General features: G+C 69.5%; 15 protein-coding genes. 13 read left to right on the top strand and 2 right to left on the bottom strand.

Annotated elements, in window-relative coordinates; all coding sequences use genetic code 11:
* Positions 1 to 2 precede the first annotated feature (2 nt).
* From J2S59_RS08880 to J2S59_RS08940, 13 genes are all read left to right on the top strand, one after another.
* Positions 3 to 842 (top strand): MlaE family ABC transporter permease, encoded by an 840-nt coding sequence (locus J2S59_RS08880; RefSeq protein ID WP_306825022.1) that lies wholly within the window; start codon positions 3 to 5, stop codon positions 840 to 842.
* 3 nt (positions 843 to 845) lie between these two features.
* Positions 846 to 2,171: an MCE family protein gene (locus J2S59_RS08885; RefSeq protein WP_068116416.1), complete on the top strand. Its 1,326-nt coding sequence runs from the start codon at positions 846 to 848 to the stop codon at positions 2,169 to 2,171.
* Positions 2,168 to 3,214: an MCE family protein gene (locus tag J2S59_RS08890; RefSeq protein ID WP_068116419.1), complete on the top strand. Its 1,047-nt coding sequence runs from the start codon at positions 2,168 to 2,170 to the stop codon at positions 3,212 to 3,214. The genes J2S59_RS08885 and J2S59_RS08890 overlap by 4 nt, the downstream gene beginning before the upstream one ends.
* Complete coding sequence (locus tag J2S59_RS08895) at positions 3,211 to 4,236, top strand: MCE family protein (protein ID WP_068116421.1); 1,026 nt, start codon at positions 3,211 to 3,213, stop codon at positions 4,234 to 4,236. Before J2S59_RS08890 ends, J2S59_RS08895 begins: the two co-directional genes overlap by 4 nt.
* Positions 4,233 to 5,420: an MCE family protein gene (locus J2S59_RS08900; RefSeq protein WP_306825023.1), complete on the top strand. Its 1,188-nt coding sequence runs from the start codon at positions 4,233 to 4,235 to the stop codon at positions 5,418 to 5,420. The genes J2S59_RS08895 and J2S59_RS08900 overlap by 4 nt, the downstream gene beginning before the upstream one ends.
* Entirely contained in the window at positions 5,417 to 6,952 is a 1,536-nt protein-coding gene (locus J2S59_RS08905; RefSeq protein WP_306825024.1) for an MCE family protein, read from the top strand. Before J2S59_RS08900 ends, J2S59_RS08905 begins: the two co-directional genes overlap by 4 nt.
* The gene (locus J2S59_RS08910; protein ID WP_306825025.1) at positions 6,949 to 8,256 is read left to right on the top strand and encodes an MCE family protein; all 1,308 of its coding nucleotides are present in this window, start codon (positions 6,949 to 6,951) and stop codon (positions 8,254 to 8,256) included. Before J2S59_RS08905 ends, J2S59_RS08910 begins: the two co-directional genes overlap by 4 nt.
* The gene (locus J2S59_RS08915; protein ID WP_068125267.1) at positions 8,253 to 8,765 is read left to right on the top strand and encodes an Rv1363c family protein; all 513 of its coding nucleotides are present in this window, start codon (positions 8,253 to 8,255) and stop codon (positions 8,763 to 8,765) included. Before J2S59_RS08910 ends, J2S59_RS08915 begins: the two co-directional genes overlap by 4 nt.
* A gap of 41 nt (positions 8,766 to 8,806) precedes the next feature.
* Positions 8,807 to 9,580, top strand: a complete 774-nt coding sequence (locus J2S59_RS08920; protein ID WP_306825026.1) for a J domain-containing protein — start codon at positions 8,807 to 8,809, stop codon at positions 9,578 to 9,580.
* Positions 9,581 to 9,837: 257 nt separating this feature from the next.
* Complete coding sequence (rpoB, locus tag J2S59_RS08925) at positions 9,838 to 13,314, top strand: DNA-directed RNA polymerase subunit beta (RefSeq protein ID WP_181641456.1); 3,477 nt, start codon at positions 9,838 to 9,840, stop codon at positions 13,312 to 13,314.
* A gap of 118 nt (positions 13,315 to 13,432) precedes the next feature.
* On the top strand, positions 13,433 to 17,311 hold the full coding sequence (locus J2S59_RS08930) for a DNA-directed RNA polymerase subunit beta' (protein WP_068116699.1): 3,879 nt from the start codon (positions 13,433 to 13,435) through the stop codon (positions 17,309 to 17,311).
* Positions 17,312 to 17,534: 223 nt separating this feature from the next.
* Entirely contained in the window at positions 17,535 to 17,888 is a 354-nt protein-coding gene (locus J2S59_RS08935) for a hypothetical protein (RefSeq protein WP_181641455.1), read from the top strand.
* A gap of 48 nt (positions 17,889 to 17,936) precedes the next feature.
* Positions 17,937 to 19,181, top strand: a complete 1,245-nt coding sequence (locus J2S59_RS08940) for a geranylgeranyl reductase family protein (protein WP_246360056.1) — start codon at positions 17,937 to 17,939, stop codon at positions 19,179 to 19,181.
* On the opposite strand, the gene J2S59_RS08945 is transcribed toward J2S59_RS08940, so the two are convergent.
* Positions 19,146 to 20,228, bottom strand: coding sequence for an acyltransferase family protein (locus tag J2S59_RS08945; protein ID WP_306825027.1), 1,083 nt, complete (start codon positions 20,226 to 20,228; stop codon positions 19,146 to 19,148). The two genes, J2S59_RS08940 and J2S59_RS08945, sit on opposite strands and share 36 nt — an antisense overlap.
* Entirely contained in the window at positions 20,225 to 21,349 is a 1,125-nt protein-coding gene (locus J2S59_RS08950) for an acyltransferase family protein (protein ID WP_068123999.1), read from the bottom strand. The genes J2S59_RS08945 and J2S59_RS08950 overlap by 4 nt, the downstream gene beginning before the upstream one ends.
* Positions 21,350 to 21,371: the final 22 nt, after the last annotated feature.

The raw sequence follows: 21,371 nt of genomic DNA on the forward strand, positions 1-21,371 counted from the left end.
CGATGGCAGACCTCGGTTCCACCCTGCGGGGCGTGACGCAGCGTCCGCTCGCCCTGCTCGACCGTCTCGGCGACCAGCTGTGGTTCTACATCCGCGCGCTGGCGTGGACGCCGCGCGCCCTGGTGCGCTACAAGAAGGAGGTCCTGCGGCTGCTGGCCGAGGTGACCCTCGGCTCGGGGGCGTTGGCCGTCATCGGTGGCACCATCGGCGTCATCGTCGGCCTGACCTTCTTCACCGGCACCGAGGTGGGTCTGCAGGGGTACGCCGCCCTCGACCAGATCGGCACCGCCGCGTTCGCCGGCTTCGTCTCGGCCTACTTCAACACCCGCGAGATCGCGCCGCTCGTGGCCGGCATCGGTCTGGCCGCGACCGTCGGGTGCGGCTTCACCGCCCAGCTCGGCGCCATGCGGATCTCGGAGGAGGTCGACGCGCTCGAGGTGATGGCCGTGCCGTCGATGCCGTTCCTCGTGACCACCCGCATCATCGCCGGTCTGATCGCGATCGTCCCGCTCTACGTCGTCGGCCTGCTGTCGTCGTACTTCGCCACGCGCCTGACGGTGACCCAGTTCTATGGCCAAAGTGCCGGCACGTTCGACCACTACTTCAACCAGTTCCTGCCACCAGGGGACGTGCTCTGGTCCCTGGCGAAGGTGCTGGTGTTCGCGGTCGTCATCATCCTCATCCACTGCTACTACGGCTACTACGCCAGCGGCGGTCCCGCCGGCGTCGGCGTGGCGGTGGGCCGTGCGGTGCGGACCTCGATCGTCGCGGTCAACGTGATCGACCTGTTCTTGTCGATGGCGATCTGGGGCACCACCACGACCGTGAGACTGGCGGGCTGAGGCATGAAGTCGACCCTCGCCAAGCGCGCACTGGGGCTGGTGTCCATCGCCCTCATCCTCGGGTTCGTGTGGACGACGTACGCCGTGTTCTCCAAGACGTTCGTCTCCTACGACGAGATCACGCTGCGCTCCTCGAAGCTCGGACTGCAGCTGCCCACCCGCGCCGACGTGAAGTTCCGCGGCGTGATCGTGGGCGAGGTGCGGGAGATCTCCAGCACCGGCAACGGGGCCGAGCTGGTGCTCGGGCTCTACCCCGCGCAGCGCGACCAGGTCCCGGCCGACGTGACCGCGCGGATCCTGCCCAAGACCCTGTTCGGCGAGAAGTACGTCGCCCTCGACGCACCCAGCGGCGTGGTCACGACCGCGATCGAACCCGGTGCGGTCATCGAGCAGGCGGAGGTGGCCATCGAGGTCGAGCAGGTGCTCTCCGACCTCTACCCGCTCCTGGAGACGCTCCAGCCCCAGCTGCTCAACCGGGCGCTGACTGCCATCTCGACCGCCCTCGAGGGCCGCGGCGACCAGCTCGGCGAGAACCTCGAGGTCCTCGACTCCTACCTCGCGCGGTTCAACCCCCAGATCCCGACTTTGGTCGACGACCTGCGCCAGCTGTCGCAGGTGTCCCAGGTCTACGGCGAGGTGCTCCCGGACATCGCGCGCACCCTGCGCAATGCCGTCACCACCGGCGCGACGTTCCAGGAGAAGGAGCAGCGGATCACCGCGTTGTTCAGCGAGGTCACCGCCTTCTCCGGCACGACCCGCGACTTCGTCGAGGCCAACGGGCAGAACATCATCCGCCTCGCCGACCAGGGCCAGCAGATCCTTCCGGTCTTCGCCAAGCAGGCGCCGATCTACCCGTGCTTCCTCGAGGCGATGGCCAAGATCGCTCCGCGCCAGGCCGAGGCCTTCCGCGGACACACGCTGCACATCAACCTCGAGCTGCTGCCCGCCCAGCCGCGTGGCTACTCGACCGCCGACCTGCCGCGCTACGCCGAGGACCGGGCTCCGGACAGCATCCTCGGCGACTGCCGCCGGGCGATGAACGACACCTGGGGCCAGGACAATCTCCCGCCGCAGCGGCTCGTGCCCGAGCTCGCCGACGGCGTGGACAGCCCGACCGGCAAGGGCGTGTCGCCCAACCGGGTCGCTCCTGAGGGACTCGACGTCCCCGGCATCGACCTCAGCTCGGGCTACGCGGGCAGCCGCGCCGAGCAGGAGGTCGTCGGCACGGTCCTCGGCCCGGTGCTGGGTCGCTCCTACGACGAGGTGCCCGCGATCGCCAGCCTGCTGTTCGCGCCGCTCGCCCGCGGGACGGAGGTGAGCCTGCGATGAGGCGTCCCACCCTCGACGCGGCGACCGTCGGGGCCAGCGTCAAGCTCGCGATCTTCCTGGTCGTGACGACCCTGGCGACCGGCATGCTCGTCGTCGTCGTCGGCAACCTGAGCTTCGGCGACAGCCGCCGGATGCAGGCGGTGTTCAGCGACGCCACCGGCGTGGTCGCCGGCGACGACGTCCGCATCGCCGGCGTGAAGGTCGGCAGCGTGCGCGACGTCGAGATCGTCGAACGGGATCGTGCGCTGGTGAGCTTCGACGTCGACGTGGATGCGCCGGTCACCGAGAGCACCGAGGCCACCATCCGGTTCCGCAACCTCGTCGGTCAGCGCTACATCGCCCTCACCCGCGGCACCGGCGCCAGCACCCCGCTCGAGGAGGGCGCGACCATCCCGATCGACCGGACCGCGCCCGCGCTCGACCTGTCGGTGCTGTTCAACGGGTTCCGACCGTTGTTCGAGGCGCTGACGCCCGAGGACATCAACAAGCTCTCCTTCGAGATCATCTCGGTCTTCCAGGGCGAGTCCGGCACCCTGGAGAGCCTGCTCGACCGCACCGCGTCGGTGACCAGCACGCTGGCCGACCGCGACGAGGTGATCGGTGACCTGCTGGTCAACCTCAACGAGGTGATGGAGACCATCGGCGACCGCGACGACGAGCTCTCCTCGCTGATCGTGCGGCTGCGCGAGTTCATCGGCGGTCTCGCCCAGGACCGCGAGGCCATCCTCGGCCCGCTCGACAGCATCTCCGAGCTCGCGGTGGAGACCTCCGGCCTGATCGGCGGCATCCGCGAGCCGTTCGTCAAGGACATCAAGGAGCTGCGCAAGGTCGCCGGCACCCTCGACCGCAACCGCGCCGAGATCGACCGCGCGACCCAGATCCTGCCCATCAAGCTGCGCAAGATCGGACGGACCGCGATCTACGGCTCCTGGTTCAACTTCTACCTGTGCAACTTCGAGGCGACCGTCCGGCTGCCCAAGCCGGTCGGCACGGTGAGCCTGCTCGACTACTCCGTCGGCACGGGGAGGTGTGACCTGCCATGAGCGTCCCGTTCCGTGACCGCAACCCCGTCATCATCGGCGCCGTGAGCATCGCGGTCATCGCCGCGCTGCTGCTGGCCGCCTTCCGCGCCGACAGCCTGCCGCTGATCGGGGGCGGCGACACCTACTACGCCGAGTTCACCGAGAGCGGCGGACTGAAGGCCAACGACGAGGTACGCGTCGCCGGCGTCCGGGTCGGCAAGGTCAAGTCGGTCGAGCTCGACGGCGACAAGGTCGTCGCCGAGCTGCTCATCACCGAGGACGTCGATCTCGGGGAGCGCACCGGCGCCGAGATCAAGATCCGCACCCTGCTGGGTGCGCTCTACGTCGCGCTGGTGCCACGGGGCGAGGGCGAGCTCACCGCCGGTGCCACCATCCCGACCGACCGCACGACTCCGCCGTACGACGTGGTGGACGCCTTCGAGGGACTGGCCGAGACCTCCGAGGCCATCGACACCGAGCAGCTCGCCGGCGCCCTCGACACGCTCGCCGAGCTCACCGACAACACCCCGGAGGAGTTCCGCGAGGCGCTCGACGGCGTCTCCCGCCTGTCGGCCAACATCGCGGCCCGCGACGAGCAGCTCGCCACGCTGTTGCAGAACACCCGCAACGTCACCGGCGTGCTCGCGGACCGCAACCAGGACATCGTCACGCTGATGCGCGACGGAGACGTGCTGTTCCAGGCCCTGGTCGCGCGCCGGCAGTCGATCAGCAACCTGCTGCGCTCGACCGCGCGGCTCTCCCAGGAGCTCACCGCCCTGGTCCGGCAGAGTCGCGCGGACCTCAAGCCGGCGCTGCAGCACCTCGACAACGTCGTCGACGTGCTCAACCGCAACCAGGCGAACCTCGACAACTCACTGCGACTGATGGCGCCGTTCTACCGCGTCTTCGCCAACACGCTCGGCACCGGGCCGTGGTTCGACACCTACATCCAGAACCTCCTCTACCCGATCCCGGACTTCTCCGACGGCATCCCGGAGCTGCCGGGCATCCTCAACGGCATCGGCGGAAGGAGGGACCAGTGAGCCAGTCGTCCACCGGCGCCACCGCCGCGTCCACCGTCACCCGCCTGCTCTCGGTCGGGGTGGTGCTCGCCCTCGTCGTCGCCGCCGCCCTCACGCTGTTCGGCAACGGCGACCGCACCTACGTCACCGCGTCCTTCCCCCGGACCGTGTCGCTCTACGAAGGCTCCGACGTGCGCATCCTCGGCGTCCCGGTCGGCCAGGTCGAGAAGGTCACGCCGAAGGGCACCCAGGTCGAGGTGCGGCTGTGGGTCGACGGCAAGCACCCTGTCCCCGCCGACGCGCAGGCCGTCATCGTGACCCCGGCGATCGTCGGGGACCGCTACGTCCAGCTCACCCCGGCCTACACCGGCGGGGAGAAGCTGGTCGACGGCGCCCGCCTCGACGCGACGCGGACGGCGGTCCCCCTCGAGCTCGACGAGATCTACCAGAGCATCGACGACCTGACCGTCGCCCTCGGACCCGAGGGCGCCAACGCCGACGGGGCGCTGAGCCGGCTGCTCGACGCGACCGCGCGCAACTTCGGCGGGCAGGGCAAGCAGTTCAACGAGACGATCCGCAACCTCGGTCAGCTGACCGGCACGCTCGATGACAACAAGGACGCGCTCTTCGGCACCGTCGACGAGCTCGGCGAGTTCGTGGGCGTGCTGGCCGAGAACGACGACACCGTCCGGGCGTTCAACCAGAGCCTGGCCGGCGCAGCCGACCTGCTCGAGGGGGAGCGTGAGGACCTGGCCACCGCGCTCGACAACCTCGGCGTCGCCCTCGGCGAGGTCGGCACCTTCGTGCGGGAGAACCGCGGCGTCCTGCGCGAGAACATCACCGGCCTCAAGCGCCTGAGCCGCATCCTGGTCAAGCAGCGCGACGCCCTCACCGAGGTCCTCGACGTCGCTCCGTTGGCGCTCAACAACCTCTTCCACACCTACAACCCCGCAACCGGCACGCTCGACACCCGGGCCAACATCACCGAGGCGCTGGGCCAGATCCAGGCCGGCCCGGGTGCGTTCCTGTGCGGGCTGCTGCTCCAGCTGCCCGGCGGCAAGCAGGGCTGTGACCTGCTCAAGGGCCTGCTTCCGGCCGGGTCGGCCAACCGGCCTGCCCCCGGCGCCGGCGAAGAGCCGCGACCGCCGGTCGACGTCGAGCGCGTCGACCGCACCCTCGGCGGACTCCTGGGAGGGGACCGATGACCCGCCTGCGCCGTACCCGGCTCGTCGGCGTCCTCGCCGCCGCCGTGACCGTGCTGACCTCGTGCAGCTTCACGCCGTACGACATCCCGCTGCCCGGCGGGGCCGACCTCGGGGACGACCCGATCACGGTCACCGTCCAGCTGCGCGACGCGATGGACCTGGTGCCGCAGTCGGTCGTCAAGGTCGACGACGTCAACGTCGGCCGGGTCGACGAGGTGGAGCTCGACGACTACACGGCCCGGGTGACCGTGCGGCTGCGCAAGGACGTCGAGCTGCCCGACAACGCCATGGCCGAGATCCGCCAGACCAGCCTGCTCGGCGAGAAGTTCGTCTCCCTGCGGGCGCCGGCGACCGGCGCGAGCGAGGGCCGCCTCGACGACGGGGACGTCATCCCCCTCGAGCGCACGGGGCGCAACCCCGAGGTCGAGGAGGTCTTCGGGGCCATGTCGCTCGTGCTCAACGGCGGCGGCATCGCCCAGCTGCGCACCATCTCCCAGGAGATCAACAGCGCGCTGGAGGGTCGCGAGGGCACCGTGAAGTCGGTGCTGTCGCGCATCGACACCTTCATGACGCGCCTCGACGCGGGCCGCGGCGAGATCGTCGAGGCGATCGAGCGGCTCAACGACCTGGCGATCGTCGCCAACGAGCAGCGCGGCTCGATCGAGCTCGCCCTCGACGAGCTGCCCGACGCCGTTGCGTCGATCGACCGCCAGCGCGACGACCTGGTGAAGGTCCTCGGCGCGCTCGACGAGCTGAGCGCCGCGAGTGTCGAGGTCATCCGCACCTCCAAGCAGGGCACGGTCGACTCGCTACGGGCCCTCGACCCGGTCCTGACCAAGCTCGCCGAGGCCGGACAGGCGCTGCCCGACTCGCTCTCGACCCTGTGGACCTACCCGTTCGTCGACGAGGTGATCGGCCGCAACCCCACCGCGGCGCGCAACCTGCACATCGGTGACTACACCAACCTCGCCGTGCAGATGGACGTCGACCTGGCCAACGGGCTGCCGACCCTCCCCGGGCTGCCGCCGATCCCGCAGCTGGGGGGTCTGCCCGTGGTGGGCGACCTCCTGGGCGGGGGCGGCGCCAAGGATGGTGGCAACGCGTCGCCGTTCAACGCGATCCAGCGCTGCCTGCTCAGCGGCGACGCCGACAGCGCCCTGTGCGAGTCGCTGAAGCCCAAGCAGCTCAAGCAGCTGTGCGCCGCGTTCCCCCGCAGCCCCCTCACCACCGCGCTGTGCCCGGGGCAGGGTGCGGGCGGGACGAACGGTGGTGCCGCAGGCGGCGCCGGCGGTGGCGCGACCGGCGGTGGCGGCCTGCTCGGCAACATCCCGCTGCTGGGTGACCTGCTCGGCGGTCGTGGCGGTCAGGTCGATGGCGAGCAGCGTTCCTGCCTGCTGCCGGGCATCCTGTGCCGCCCTGCGCCCGGCGGGACCGCGGCTGGTGACGGGAGTGCGACCCGCAGCAGCGGCGCCGCCGCCCTGACCGGACTGCTCACCCAGGGACTCCCCGCGACCGAGGAGGGTGCGCGATGATCACCCGCCGTACGAAGGTCCAGCTGCTGATCTTCGTCCTCATCACCGTCGTGGGCGTGACGTTCATCGGCGGCCGCTACGCCAAGCTCGACCGGCTCTTCTACGACAGCACCTTCGAGGTGGTCGCCCACTTCGAGGACTCCGGCGGCATCTTCACCAACGCCGCCGTCGCCTACCGCGGCGTCACCATCGGTCAGGTCGCCAAGCTGGAGGCCGCCGACAAGGGGGTCTACGTCACCCTCGCCATCGACAAGGGCACCGAGCCGATCCCGGCACAGACGCGGGCGATCGTCGCCAACAAGTCGGCGGTGGGCGAGCAGTACGTCGACCTGCAGCCCGAGGTCGACGAGGGCCCCTTCCTCGAGGACGGCGCCGAGATCCCGCTGGCGAAGACCGCCATCCCGATCACGACGACGAAGCTGCTCACCGACCTCAGCAACACCGTCCAGTCGGTCGACAACGCAGACCTGCGCACCGTCATCACCGAGTTCGGCGACGCCTTCGCCGACACCGGTCCGGCGCTGTCGCAGATCATCGACACCGGCAACTCTTTCCTGCGCGAGGCCGATCGCCGGTTCGAGGCCACCGCGGCCCTGATCCGCGACTCCAACACGGTGCTGCGCACCCAGCTCGGCGCGGCCTCGGCGATCCGCGACTTCTCCCGTGACCTGGGTCTGTTCAGCGACACCCTGGTCGCCAGCGACGCGAGCCTGCGCACGGTGATCGAGTCGGGCAGCGCCACTGCCCGTCAGCTGCGCACCTTCCTCGAGCGCAACGAGGTCGACCTCGCCGAGCTGATCAACAACCTCGTGACGACCGGTGAGATCGTGGTGACCCGCATCCCCGGCATCCGTCAGCTGCTGATCCTCTATCCCTACGTCGTCGCGGGCGGCTACACCGTGGTGTCGAAGTCGGCCAACAGCGACGGCTTGTACGACGCCCACTTCGGCCTGATCCTCACCACCGACCCGCATGTCTGCGTCGAGGGCTACGACACGCCGATCCGCGCCCCGCAGGACCTGACCGACCTGCCGATGAACGAGACGGCACGCTGCACCGAGCCCGCCTCCAAGTCCAACGCCCGGGGTGCCCAGAACGCCCCGCGCGCCGGTCAGCAGTCGACCGTGCGGGGGAGCAGCAACCGGGCTCCGGTGATCGCCACCTACGATGGCGCCACCAAAGAGCTGCAGTTCACCGACAAGGACCCCGACGCCGACGTGACCTACCGAGGCGGCGCCCGTGCGGCATACGGGGAGGACTCCTGGAAGTGGCTGCTCCTCGGACCGCTGACCGCTGGGGAGTGACCTTGCCGCACAACGCCACGCCTCGACGCGGGGGCCGGGCGGGCTGGATCGTGCTGTTCGTCGCCCTGGCCGTCCTGGTCGCCGGACTGGTCGTCAGCGCGACCTCGGCTCGCACCTGGTCCGACGCGCGCAGCGAGTCCCAGGAGCGCACCGCCGTGATCCGGGTCGCCGAGCAGTTCACCGCCGAGGTCAACAACTACGACGCGGACTCGATCGATCAGTACCGCGACACCGTGGGTGAGCTCCTGACCACGAAGTTCCGCGCCGAGTTCGACCAGGCGATGGAGGACATCGTCACCCAGGTCGACGAGGCGAAGATGACCTCGCAGGGAGAGATCCTGGTCTCCGGGGTCTCCTCCATCGACCCCGACTCCGCCGAGGTCCTCGTCGTCGCCGACGCCGCCGTCACCACCGTGTTCGACCAGCTCAACCGGCACTTCCGGTGGAAGATCACGTTGGCCAAGGTCGACGGCGACTGGCTCGTCGACGACTTCGTGCCGGTCCAGTGAGTCGCATCGACGAGGCTGGGCCGAGCGAGCAAGGACGACCAGTGACCCCACCCGAGCTGACCTACTACGACGTGCTGGGCGTGTCCCGCGACGCCGACCCGCAGCAGATCAAGGCCGCCTGGCGCGCCGCGATCGACCGCTACGACCCGGGGGAGGGGTCCGCGCAGTTCACCCTCTTCAACACCGCGGCCGAGGTCCTGCTCGACCCGGCCCGGCGAGCGGAGTACGACGCCGGCCTCACGGCGCGTCCGACGCCGGAGCCGGCACCCGAGCCGGCACCCGAGCCGGAGCCGGCGGGGGAGCCCGTCGCGGCGGGGTCCGCCGTACGCTCGGGACCGCCGCGGCTCATGGTGGCCGTCGTGGTGGTGCTGGCCGTGCTGGCCGCCGGCACCGCCGTTTGGCTGCGCATGCAGGCGAGCGAGGCGGCGCAGGTCGAGGACGCCCGTCGGGTCGCCCCCGCCGTCGCGGCCGAGGCCGCCGAGGCGGTGCTGGCCTACAGCCACGACACGCTCGCGGCAGACCGCGACGCCGGGGTGAAGTACTTCACCGGCAACTACCGCGACGACTACGTCGAGACGATGGACTCGGTCATCGCCGACACCGCGAGCCAGACGGAGGCGACCGTGGTCGCCGAGGTGCTGGAGACCGGTGTCATCCGCGCGGAGCCGGGTCGCGCCGAGGTGCTCCTCTACGTCAACCAGGTCACCACGAGCAAGGCCAACGACGGCCAGCCGACCACGGCGCTCAACCGGGTGCGGTTCACGATGGTCGAGCGCGACGGCACCTGGCTGGTCGACGACATCGAGTCCTACTGAGGCGCCCCGCCGGCCACGGTGCTTGACCTGGCCGGGGTCGGGCGCGATGATCGGTGCCACTGATCATCCCTGTGCCGGGTGGCGACCGTGGAGCCCGCTCCGGTCGTGACCTGGCAATCCGGGGGGTGGTGGAATTCGTCGCGTCCATGCGTTAGCATGGATCCTTGCGTCTGCCCTCAGATGATCATCGCCTGCCTGGTGGCTGATGTGCGGGGGGCGGCGCGATCTTGAGATTGCGAAGCCCGGAAGGACCCCTCTTGGCCGCCTCGCGCAGCAACCAGAACGACCGTACCAACCCCCGCCGCATCTCCTTCGCCAAGATCTCCGAACCCCTCGAGGTTCCCCAGCTCCTTGCTCTTCAGACCACCAGCTTCGACTGGTTGGTCGGCAACGAGCGCTGGCAGGCCGAGGTGCAGCGTCGGACCGATGAGGGCGAGGACGTCAGCCCCAAGTCGGGCCTGCAGGAGATCTTCGAGGAGATCTCGCCGATCGAGGACTTCTCCGAGACGATGTCGCTCTCGTTCGAGAACCCGGTCTTCTACGACCCGAAGTACAGCGTCGAGGAGTGCAAGGAGAAGGACTTCACCTACTGCGCTCCGCTGTACGTCTCCGCCGAGTTCACCAACAACGACACCGGCGAGATCAAGGGCCAGACGGTCTTCATGGGGGACTTCCCCCTGATGAGCGACAAGGGCACCTTCATCATCAACGGCACGGAGCGCGTCGTCGTCTCGCAGCTCGTGCGGTCGCCCGGTGTCTACTTCGAGCGCTCGGCCGACAAGACGTCCGACAAGGACATCTACACCTCCAAGATCATCCCGTCGCGCGGTGCGTGGCTGGAGTTCGAGATCGACAAGCGCGACATCGTCGGCGTCCGTCTCGACCGCAAGCGCAAGCAGAACGTCACCGTCCTGCTCAAGGCGCTCGGCTGGACCAACGAGCAGATCCGTGAGGAGTTCGGCGACTACGAGTCGATGATGCTCACGCTGGAGAAGGACAACACCGAGACCCAGCGCGACGCCCTGCTCGACATCTACCGCAAGCTGCGTCCGGGCGAGCCCCCCACGGAGGAGGCCGCGCAGACCCTGTTGGAGAACTACTACTTCAACCCCAAGCGCTACGACCTGGCCAAGGTCGGTCGTTACAAGATCAACAAGAAGCTCGGCACGCAGGAAGCCTTCGACCAGCAGACCCTGACCGTGGACGACATCGTCGCCACGATCCGGTTCATCGTCGCGCTGCACGACGGGCGCACCGAGGTCGAGGCGCCGGCGGGCACCATCGAGGTCCGCGCCGACGACATCGACCACTTCGGCAACCGCCGTATGCGCACGGTCGGAGAGCTCATCCAGAACCAGCTCCGCACGGGTCTGGCTCGGATGGAGCGCGTGGTCCGCGAGCGGATGACCACCCAGGACGTCGAGGCGATCACGCCGCAGTCACTGATCAACATCCGGCCCGTCACCGCGGCGCTGAAGGAGTTCTTCGGAACCTCGCAGCTGTCGCAGTTCATGGACCAGACCAACCCGATCGCGGGCCTGACCCACAAGCGCCGGCTCTCCGCGCTCGGCCCCGGTGGTCTGTCGCGCGACCGCGCCGGCTTCGAGGTCCGCGACGTCCACCCGTCGCACTACGGCCGCATGTGCCCGATCGAGACGCCCGAAGGTCCCAACATCGGTCTGATCGGCTCGCTGTCGACCTTCGGCCGGATCAACCCGTTCGGCTTCATCGAGACGCCGTACCGCCGCGTGGTCAAGGGCAAGGTCAGCGACGACATCGACTACCTGACCGCCGACGAGGAGGACCGCTTCGTCATCGCGCAGGCCAACGCCGCGCTGACCGACGACGGCAGCTTCGCCGAGGAGCGGGTGCTCGTCCGCACCCGCGGTGGTGAGACCGTCGACATCCCGCGCGACGAGGTCGACTACATGGACGTCTCGCCGCGCCAGATGGTGTCGGTCGCGACGGCTCTCATCCCGTTCCTCGAGCACGACGACGCCAACCGCGCGCTCATGGGCGCCAACATGCAGCGCCAGGCGGTCCCGCTCGTCAAGAGCGACTCCCCGCTGGTCGGCACCGGCATGGAGTACCGCGCCGCGGTCGATGCCGGTGACGTCGTCACCGCTGACGCACCCGGCGTGGTCAAGGAGGTCTCGGCCGACCTGATCGAGGTCGCCCAGGACGACGGCACCTACCGCTCCTACCGGATGCAGAAGTTCAGCCGCTCCAACCAGGGCACCTCCATCAACCAGCGTCCGCTGGTCGCCGAGGGCGAGCGCGTCGAGGTCGGTACGCCGATCGCCGACGGTCCGTGCACCGACAACGGCGAGATGGCGCTCGGCAGCAACCTGCTCGTCGCCTTCATGCCGTGGCACGGCCACAACTACGAGGACGCGATCATCCTCAGCCAGCGGCTGGTGCAGGAGGACGTCCTCACCTCGATCCACATCGAGGAGCACGAGGTCGACGCCCGCGACACCAAGCTGGGACCGGAGGAGATCACCCGCGACATCCCGAACGTGTCCGAGGAGATGCTCGCCGACCTCGACGAGCGCGGCATCATCCGCATCGGCGCCGAGGTCACCACCGGTGACATCCTCGTCGGCAAGGTCACCCCGAAGGGCGAGACCGAGCTGACGCCCGAGGAGCGGCTGCTGCGCGCGATCTTCGGCGAGAAGGCGCGCGAGGTCCGCGACACCTCGATGAAGGTCCCGCACGGCGAGGCCGGCACGGTCATCGGCGTCCGGGTCTTCGACCGCGAGGACGGCGACGAGCTGCCCCCGGGCGTCAACCAGCTGGTCCGGGTCTACGTCGCGCAGAAGCGCAAGATCTCGGTGGGTGACAAGCTCGCGGGCCGTCACGGCAACAAGGGCGTCATCGCGAAGATCCTGCCGATCGAGGACATGCCGTTCCTCGAGGACGGCACCCCGGTCGACGTGGTGCTCAACCCGCTCGGTGTCCCGCGCCGGATGAACATCGGCCAGATCCTCGAGCTGCACCTGGGCTGGCTGGCCAAGCAGGGCTGGGACCTGAACCTCTCCGAGGACCAGGACGACGCCGACTGGAAGCAGCGTCTGATCAAGATCCACGCCGACTCCGCCGAGCCGGGCACCAAGGTCGCGACCCCGGTGTTCGACGGCGCGCGCGAGGACGAGATCACGGGTCTGCTCAGCGCAGCCCGGCCCAACCGCGACGGCGTCCGGTTGGTCGGCGAGAACGGCAAGGCGCGGCTCTTCGACGGCCGCAGTGGCGAGCCGTTCCCGGACCCGGTGTCGGTCGGCTACATGTACATCCTCAAGCTCCACCACCTGGTCGACGACAAGATCCACGCGCGCTCGACCGGGCCGTACTCCATGATCACCCAGCAGCCGCTCGGCGGTAAGGCCCAGTTCGGTGGCCAGCGCTTCGGTGAGATGGAGGTCTGGGCGATGGAGGCGTACGGCGCTGCCTACGCCCTCCAGGAGCTGCTGACGATCAAGTCCGACGACGTCCCCGGACGCGTCAAGGTCTACGAGGCGATCGTCAAGGGCGAGAACATCCCCGACTCCGGCATCCCCGAGTCGTTCAAGGTGCTCGTCAAGGAGATGCAGTCGCTGTGCCTGAACGTCGAGGTGCTGAGCCAGGACGGCACGGCCATCGAGATGCGCGACGCCGAGGAGGACGTCTTCCGGGCGGCCGAGGAGCTCGGCATCGACCTCTCCCGTCGTGAGCCGAGCAGCGTCGAGGAAGTGTGACCGCAGAACGCGCGAAGCGCCTGTTCTGCGGAACGGGTGAGCGTCGGGCGAAGCCCGTCCGTGCATCTGGGTTACTCACCGTCTTGATTTCGAGAACTACCGAAGGGTTGCAGCCACCGTGCTCGACGTGAACTTCTTCGACCAGCTGAAGATCGGCCTGGCCGGCGCGGACGACATCCGCGCCTGGAGCCACGGCGAGGTCAAGAAGCCGGAGACCATCAACTACCGCACGCTCAAGCCCGAGCGTGACGGTCTCTTCTGCGAGAAGATCTTCGGTCCCACCCGGGACTGGGAGTGCTACTGCGGCAAGTACAAGCGCGTGCGCTTCAAGGGGATCATCTGCGAGCGGTGTGGCGTGGAGGTCACCCGCTCCAAGGTCCGCCGCGAGCGGATGGGCCACATCGAGCTGGCCGCCCCGGTCACGCACATCTGGTACTTCAAGGGTGTGCCGAGCCGCCTGGGCTACCTGCTCGACCTGGCGCCGAAGGACCTCGAGAAGGTCATCTACTTCGCCGCCTACATGATCACCTCGGTCGACGAGGACGCGCGCCACCGCGACCTGTCCTCGCTCGAGGCGAAGGTCGACCTGGAGCGCAAGCGCCTGGAGAACCGTCGCGACTCCGCGATCGACGAGCGGGCCAAGAAGCTCGAGGAGGACCTCGCCGCGCTGGAGGCCGAGGGCGCCAAGTCCGACGCCAAGCGCAAGGTCAAGGACGGCGCCGAGCGGGAGATGAAGCAGCTGCGCGACCGTTCGCAGCGCGAGATCGACCGCCTCGACGAGGTCTGGAGCCGGTTCAAGAACCTCAAGGTCCAAGACCTCGAGGGCGACGAGATGCTCTACCGGGAGATGAAGTCCTGGTTCGGCAAGTACTTCGAGGGCCACATGGGTGCCGCCGCGATCCAGAAGCGGCTCCAGGACTTCGACATCGACGCCGAGGTCGAGTCGCTGCGCGACACCATCGCCAACGGCAAGGGCCAGAAGAAGGTCCGGGCGCTCAAGCGGCTCAAGGTCGTCGACGCGTTCCGCAAGACCGGCCACCAGCCCACCGGCATGGTGCTCGACGCGGTCCCGGTGATCCCGCCGGAGCTGCGGCCGATGGTGCAGCTCGACGGTGGCCGGTTCGCCACCTCCGACCTCAACGACCTCTACCGCCGGGTGATCAACCGCAACAACCGCCTCAAGCGGCTGCTCGACCTGGGTGCGCCGGAGATCATCGTCAACAACGAGAAGCGGATGCTCCAGGAGGCCGTGGACTCGCTGTTCGACAACGGTCGCCGCGGTCGTCCGGTCACCGGGCCGGGCAACCGGCCGCTGAAGTCGATCTCCGACATGCTCAAGGGCAAGCAGGGTCGCTTCCGTCAGAACCTGCTCGGCAAGCGCGTGGACTACTCGGGCCGTTCGGTCATCGTGTCCGGTCCGCAGCTCAAGCTGCACCAGTGCGGTCTGCCCAAGCAGATGGCGCTGGAGCTGTTCAAGCCGTTCGTGATGAAGCGGCTGGTCGACCTCTCGCACGCGCAGAACATCAAGTCCGCCAAGCGGATGGTGGAGCGCGCGCGTCCGGTCGTGTGGGACGTGCTCGAGGAGGTCATCACCGAGCACCCCGTGCTGCTCAACCGCGCACCCACGCTGCACCGTCTCGGCATCCAGGCCTTCGAGCCGCAGCTGATCGAGGGCAAGGCCATCCAGATCCACCCGCTCGTCTGCTCGGCGTTCAACGCCGACTTCGACGGTGACCAGATGGCGGTGCACCTGCCGCTGTCTGCTGAGGCGCAGGCCGAGGCCCGCATCCTCATGCTCTCGACCAACAACATCCTCAAGCCGTCGGACGGCCGTCCGGTGACCATGCCCACCCAGGACATGATCATCGGTCTGTTCTTCCTCACCACCCTGCGCGAGGGTGCCGTCGGCGAGGGTCGCGTGTTCTCGTCCGCCTCGGAGGCCGTCATGGCGTTCGACCGCGGCGAGCTGGCGCTGCAGAGCCTGGTCAAGATCCGGTTCACCGACATCGTGCCGTCCCACGGCATGGAGGTGCCGGAGGGCTGGGAGCCCGGTCAGCCGATCACGGTCGAGACCTCGCTCGGTCGCGCGCTGTTCAACGAGACCCTGCCGATGGACTACCCCTTCGTGAACTACGAGGTCGGCAAGAAGCAGCTGGGTGCCATCGTCAACGACCTGGCCGAGCGCTACACCAAGGTCGAGGTCGCGGCGTCGCTCGACGCTCTCAAGGACACCGGTTTCTACTGGGCCACCCGGTCCGGCGTGACCGTGTCGATCGAGGACGTCGTCACCCCGGCGGACAAGGCCCAGATCCTCGAGGGCTACGAGGCGCAGGCCGCGAAGGTCCAGAAGCAGTTCGAGCGCGGTCTGGTCACCGACGACGAGCGTCGTCAGGAGCTCATCGAGATCTGGACCCAGGCCTCGAGCGAGGTCGGTCGTGCGATGGAGGCGAACTTCGACCGGAGCAACCCCATCTACATGATGGTGGACTCCGGCGCCTCCGGAAACATGAACCAGATCCGTCAGGTCGCGGCCATGCGTGGTCTGGTGGCCAACCCCAAGGGCGAGATCATCCCGCGGCCGATCAAGTCGAACTTCCGCGAGGGCCTGTCGGTCCTGGAGTACTTCATCGCCACCCACGGTGCCCGCAAGGGTCTGGCCGACACCGCGCTGCGGACGGCTGACTCGGGCTACCTGACCCGGCGACTGGTCGACGTGTCGCAGGACGTCATCATCCGCGAGGACGACTGCGGCACCGAGCGCGGTCTGCCCAAGCGGATCGGCGACAAGCTCGAGGACGGCCGTGTGGTCAAGGCGGAGAACGCCGAGACCGCGGCGTACGCCCGGGCTGCTGCCGTCGACGTGGTCCACCCGGAGACCGGCGAGGTGCTCGCCGGGGCCGGCGAGGACCTCGGCGACGTCAAGATCGCCGAGCTCGTGACGGCCGGGATCACGGAGGTCAAGGTCCGCTCGGTCCTGACCTGTGACGCCCGCACCGGCACCTGCGCGAAGTGCTACGGCCGCTCCCTGGCGACGGGCAAGCTCGTCGACATCGGCGAGGCGGTCGGCATCATCGCCGCCCAGTCGATCGGTGAGCCCGGCACGCAGCTGACCATGCGTACCTTCCACACCGGTGGTGTGGCCTCGGCCGACGACATCACGCAGGGTCTGCCCCGTGTGGTCGAGCTCTTCGAGGCGCGTTCGCCCAAGGGTCGCTCGCCGATCACCGAGGCGGCCGGTCGGGTCGAGATCGAGGAGACCGACAAGGCCCGCAAGGTCCTTGTCACTCCCGACGACGGCTCGGAGGTCCAGGAGTACCCCGTCAGCAAGCGCTCGCGCCTGCTGGTCGCCGACGGCGACCACGTCGAGGTCGGCCAGATGCTCACGCAGGGTACGCCCGACCCGCAGGACGTCCTGCGGATCCTGGGTGTGCGCAAGGCGCAGGAGCACCTGGTGGACGAGGTCCAGGCTGTGTACCGCAGCCAGGGCGTGGCGATCCACGACAAGCACATCGAGATCATCGTCCGGCAGATGCTGCGCCGGGTCACGGTGATCGAGGCCGGCGACACGCGCCTGCTCCCCTCCGACCTGGTGGACCGGGTCCGCTTCGAGGAGGAGAACCGTCGCGTGGTGTCCGAGGGCGGCAAGCCCGCCTCGGGTCGTCCGGTGCTGATGGGGATCACGAAGGCCTCGCTCGCCACCGAGTCGTGGCTCTCCGCGGCCTCCTTCCAGGAGACCACCCGCGTGCTCACCGACGCCGCCATCAACGGCAAGTCGGACTCGCTCGCGGGCCTGAAGGAGAACGTGATCATCGGAAAGCTGATCCCGGCGGGCACCGGCCTCGAGCGGTACCGCAACATCCGGGTCGAGCCGACCGAGGAGGCCCGCGCCGCGGCGTACTCCGTCACCGGCTACGACAGCTACGACTACGACTTCGCCGGTAGCGGCGGTCAGGCCGTAGCGCTCGACGACTTCGACTTTGGGTCCTACCAGGGCTGAACGAAGTGAAGCCCTGGTAATCCAGGACCCAGATCGAGTAAGCCAAGACCCGGCCACGCTTGCGTGGCCGGGTCTTGGCGCATCGAGATCCGGTTGGAGGTGGAAGCGCAGTCTGCGCGGTCATGGCCACGCTTGCGTGGCCCCTGTGGCGATAGCCGCAGATGAGACACGATCGACACCGGTCCCGCCCGAAACCCCTCTCGGGCGCACCTATCCTGGAACCGTGAGCATGACCACCCCCGAGCCGCGCCGGTCCAAGCACCTGCTGGACCTCGACAACCCGCCACCGCGCGCCACGGCGAAGACCGAGCGGTCGCTGACGCGGGTGCAGCAGTGGGTCATGTCGATCCTGGCCGTCAGCACCGTCGCCCACCTCGCGGGCGGGCTGATCGTGGCCGCGTTGTACCTCGACGACATCCGCGAGGGCGCCGCCGAGGGGCTGATGGTGATCGCCGGGATCATGATGGTGCTCGGCATCGTCCTGGGGCGGCTCATCCACCGGGCCCACCCGCTCTCGTGGTGGCTCGTCCTGGGCGTCCTGCCCACGCTGATCGGCCTCTGGCTGCTCCACCGCTGAGCCCCACCCGTCCGGAGGGGGTTTCCGCCGGTGGGGGACAATGGCGCGGTGAGCACCGCTGAGCGAACCCTGCGCACCGACGTCCTCGTGGTCGGCGCGGGACCCGCCGGATCGGCCGCCGCCGCATGGGCGGCACGGGCCGGTCTCGACGTCCTGCTGGCTGACGCGGCGGTGTTCCCGCGCGACAAGACCTGCGGTGACGGGTTGACTCCGCGTGCGATCGGCGAGCTCGACCGGTTGGGTCTCGGCGACTGGGTGCGCTCCCACACCGTCAACCACGGACTGCGCGCCCATGGCTTCGGCCAGGTGCTGGAGCTGCGCTGGCCCGGCGGCAACCTGCCCGACCACGGCTCGGCCGTGGCCCGCACCGAGCTCGACGCCAAGATCCGGGAGACGGCCCTCGAGAGCGGTGCGGCTGAGCTGCAGGGGGCGCGTGCGGTCGACGTGGTCCGTGACGGTGACCGGGTGCGCGCGGTGGTGTTCGTCCAGGACGGGGAGCGCGTCGAGGTCGCCTGCGAGCGGCTGGTCGTCGCCGACGGGGTCCGTTCGCCGCTCGGGAAGCTGCTCGGCCGGATCTGGCACCGCGACACGGTGTACGGCGTCGCGGGCCGCTCCTACGTCGACTCCGCCGAGTCCGACGACCCGTGGATCAGCTCGCACCTCGAGCTGCGCGGTGTCGACGGCGAGATCCTCTCCGGCTACGGATGGATCTTCCCGCTCGGCGGGGGACAGGTGAACCTCGGCGTCGGAACGCTCGCGACCGCCAAGCGACCGGCCAACGTCGCGTTGCGACCGTTGATGGAGCACTACGCCGCACTGCGCCGCGAGGACTTCAAGCTCGGTGACGAGCTGCGCATGCCGACCTCCGCGCTGCTGCCCATGGGGGGCGCGGTCACCGGTGTCGCCGGGGCCAACTGGGCCCTCATCGGTGACGCCGCCGCGTGCGTGAACCCGCTCAATGGCGAGGGCATCGACTACGGACTGGAGTCCGGACGGCTGGTCGCCGGCCTCCTCGCCGACCGCGCGGCCCTCGGTGCGGTCTGGCCCGCGACGCTGCGCAACCACTACGGCGAGGCGTTCTCGATCGCCCGTCGGCTCGCCGGCCTGGTGACGGTGCCGTGGGTGCTGCCGCGCTTCGGCCCGCCGGGCATGCGCTCCACCCTGCTGATGACCCTGGCACTGCGGTGGATGGGCAACCTGGTGACCGATGAGGACCGCGACGCCGCGGCCCGGGTGTGGCAGTGGGCCGGTCGGCGCTCACTGGCGCTCGACCACCGCCCGCCGTTCAGCTGACGTCGTCTCCGGACGGAAGAGCCACGCCGCCCGCGGCTCGAAGAGCGGACGGAAGAGCCGGGCCACGGGACGGCTCATCAGCACCACGGCGACCGCGGCGCTGATCGCGACGACCATGACGGCGCCGGCGACCCCCGCCGTACGCGCGTCGGCGAACCACCCCTGGTCCGCGGCGAAGCGGATGAGGAAGCCGTGCAGCAGGTAGGCGTACAGCGTGTTGGCGCCCAGTGCGCTGAACCACGCGCGCCGCTGCGGGATCAGGGCCAGGACCGCGGCCGAGAGCACGAGCGCGCCGACGATCATCGCCAGCCGGATGCCCATCCCGGTCCACACGTCGACGTCGAGGGCCGGGGAGGAGTAGCGCCGGATCCAGTAGAACCAGCGGATCTCCCAGCCCTGCACCTGCGTGAGCACGACGACGAAGGACGCCGCCACCGTGACCGCGGCGAGGGCCCGCACCACGGGCCGGGTCAGCTGGTCGAAGTGCCGACGGCGTACGACGGTGAGGCCGAGCACGTAGAACGGCAGGAACGCCATCGCCTTGTCGAGGCCCAGGACGCCGGGGACGGGGAAGATCCCGGAGGCAAGCGAGATGAGCACGGCCGTGGTGACGGGGAAGCGCAGCGCCAGCCAGATCGGCGTCGTCAGCCGCCACAGCAGCAGGGCGGCGATGAACCACAGCAGCCACGGCGCATCGAGGGGGGAGTAGCCGTCGAGCAGGGGCCGGTCGTGGATCGCGGCCTGTTGCGCGTGCAGGGCGAACCCGACCAGCAGCAACGGCCAGATCAGGGTGGTGACCATCCGGCGCACCTGCCTCGGCTCGCCGCGGTAGCTGGCGGCGGCATAGCCGGAGAGCAGGACGAACAACGGCATGTGGAACGCGTAGATCCACACGTAGCCGGCGAGCACCCCGTCGACACCGCGGATGCGGGTCATCGCGTGCCCGGCGACGACCAAGACCATCACGGCGAACCGAGCGTTGTCGAGGAAGGGGTCGCGAGCCGGGTGGGGCGTGCCGACGAGGACCCGGAGGGCGCGTGCGGTCACCGCAGGTTGCCGGGGTAGCGCAGGAGATCGACGGGACCACTGGACTCCGGGGGCAGCGGTGCGGCCAGATCACGGGCGGGGATCTGCTCGGACCAGGTGCGGACGTTGAGGTCGTCGATCGTGCCGAGGGGGTCGATCGCGGGGTTGAGGCTCCGGGAGACCGGGGGCGCAGCCAGCGCGAGCGCCAGCGCCACCGCCCCGAAGGTGACCACGACGAAGCCGGTCACCGGGAGGTCGGTGGCCCAGCCGAGCACGTCGGCGTACTCCACCCCCTTCACCGCGAACCCGTGGAAGAGGTAGACGATCAGCGTCGCGGGTCCGAGGGCGGAGAACCAGCTGCGCCGGCGCGGCACCAGCGCGAGCGCGCCGAGCGCGGTGACGCCCGCGAGGACCAGGAGGGTCGTCCGCGCCAGCAGCCCGGCGGCGAGGCCGTAGCCCGCCTCGTCGTACGACGAGCGCCAGTAGAGCAGCTCCATCGAGATCGCGTCGTGCAGGAGCCAGCCGGCTATGGCGACCGCGACGAGCGCCAGCACGCCGACCACCCGCCACGTTGTCGTGCGCAGCCGGTCGAGGTCGGCGGCGGAGGCACGCAGGCCGAGCACGAAGAACGGCAGGAGCCCGGTCGTGCGCGCGATGTCGAGCACATCGCCGCCGACGACCCCGCCGGCCAGGCTGATCGCCACGGCCACGAGCAGGGGGTGGCGCAGCCGCAGGAAGACCGGGGTCACCAGGCGCCACAGGAAGAGCGCGGCGAGGTACCACATCGGCCAGTGCGGGTCGAGGAACAGCCGGTCGAGGTCCTCGCCGCCGACGCCGATGCGAAACGCCGCCATCGCCGCCTCGAACACGACGTAGGGAACGGCGACGGTCAGCAGCAGGCTCCGGAACCGCGGCAGCGTCCAGGCGAACGAGCGGGACAGGTAGCCGGTGACCATCACGAACGCGGGCACGTGCCAGACGTACAACGCGTGGTACGCCGACTGCTCCAGCTCGGAGGTGGGCAGCAGCACCCACGCGTGGCCGACGACGACGAGCGTCACCAACGCCATCTTGGCGTTGTCGAGCCAGGCGTCCCGCCCGGGGCGGGCAGCCGTGGAGGACCGGGGCGGGGGACTGCTCATAACCGCCCGAGCATCCCCCTGC

Source organism: Nocardioides massiliensis (assembly GCF_030811215.1).
In the GTDB taxonomy this organism is placed as follows: domain Bacteria; phylum Actinomycetota; class Actinomycetes; order Propionibacteriales; family Nocardioidaceae; genus Nocardioides_A; species Nocardioides_A massiliensis.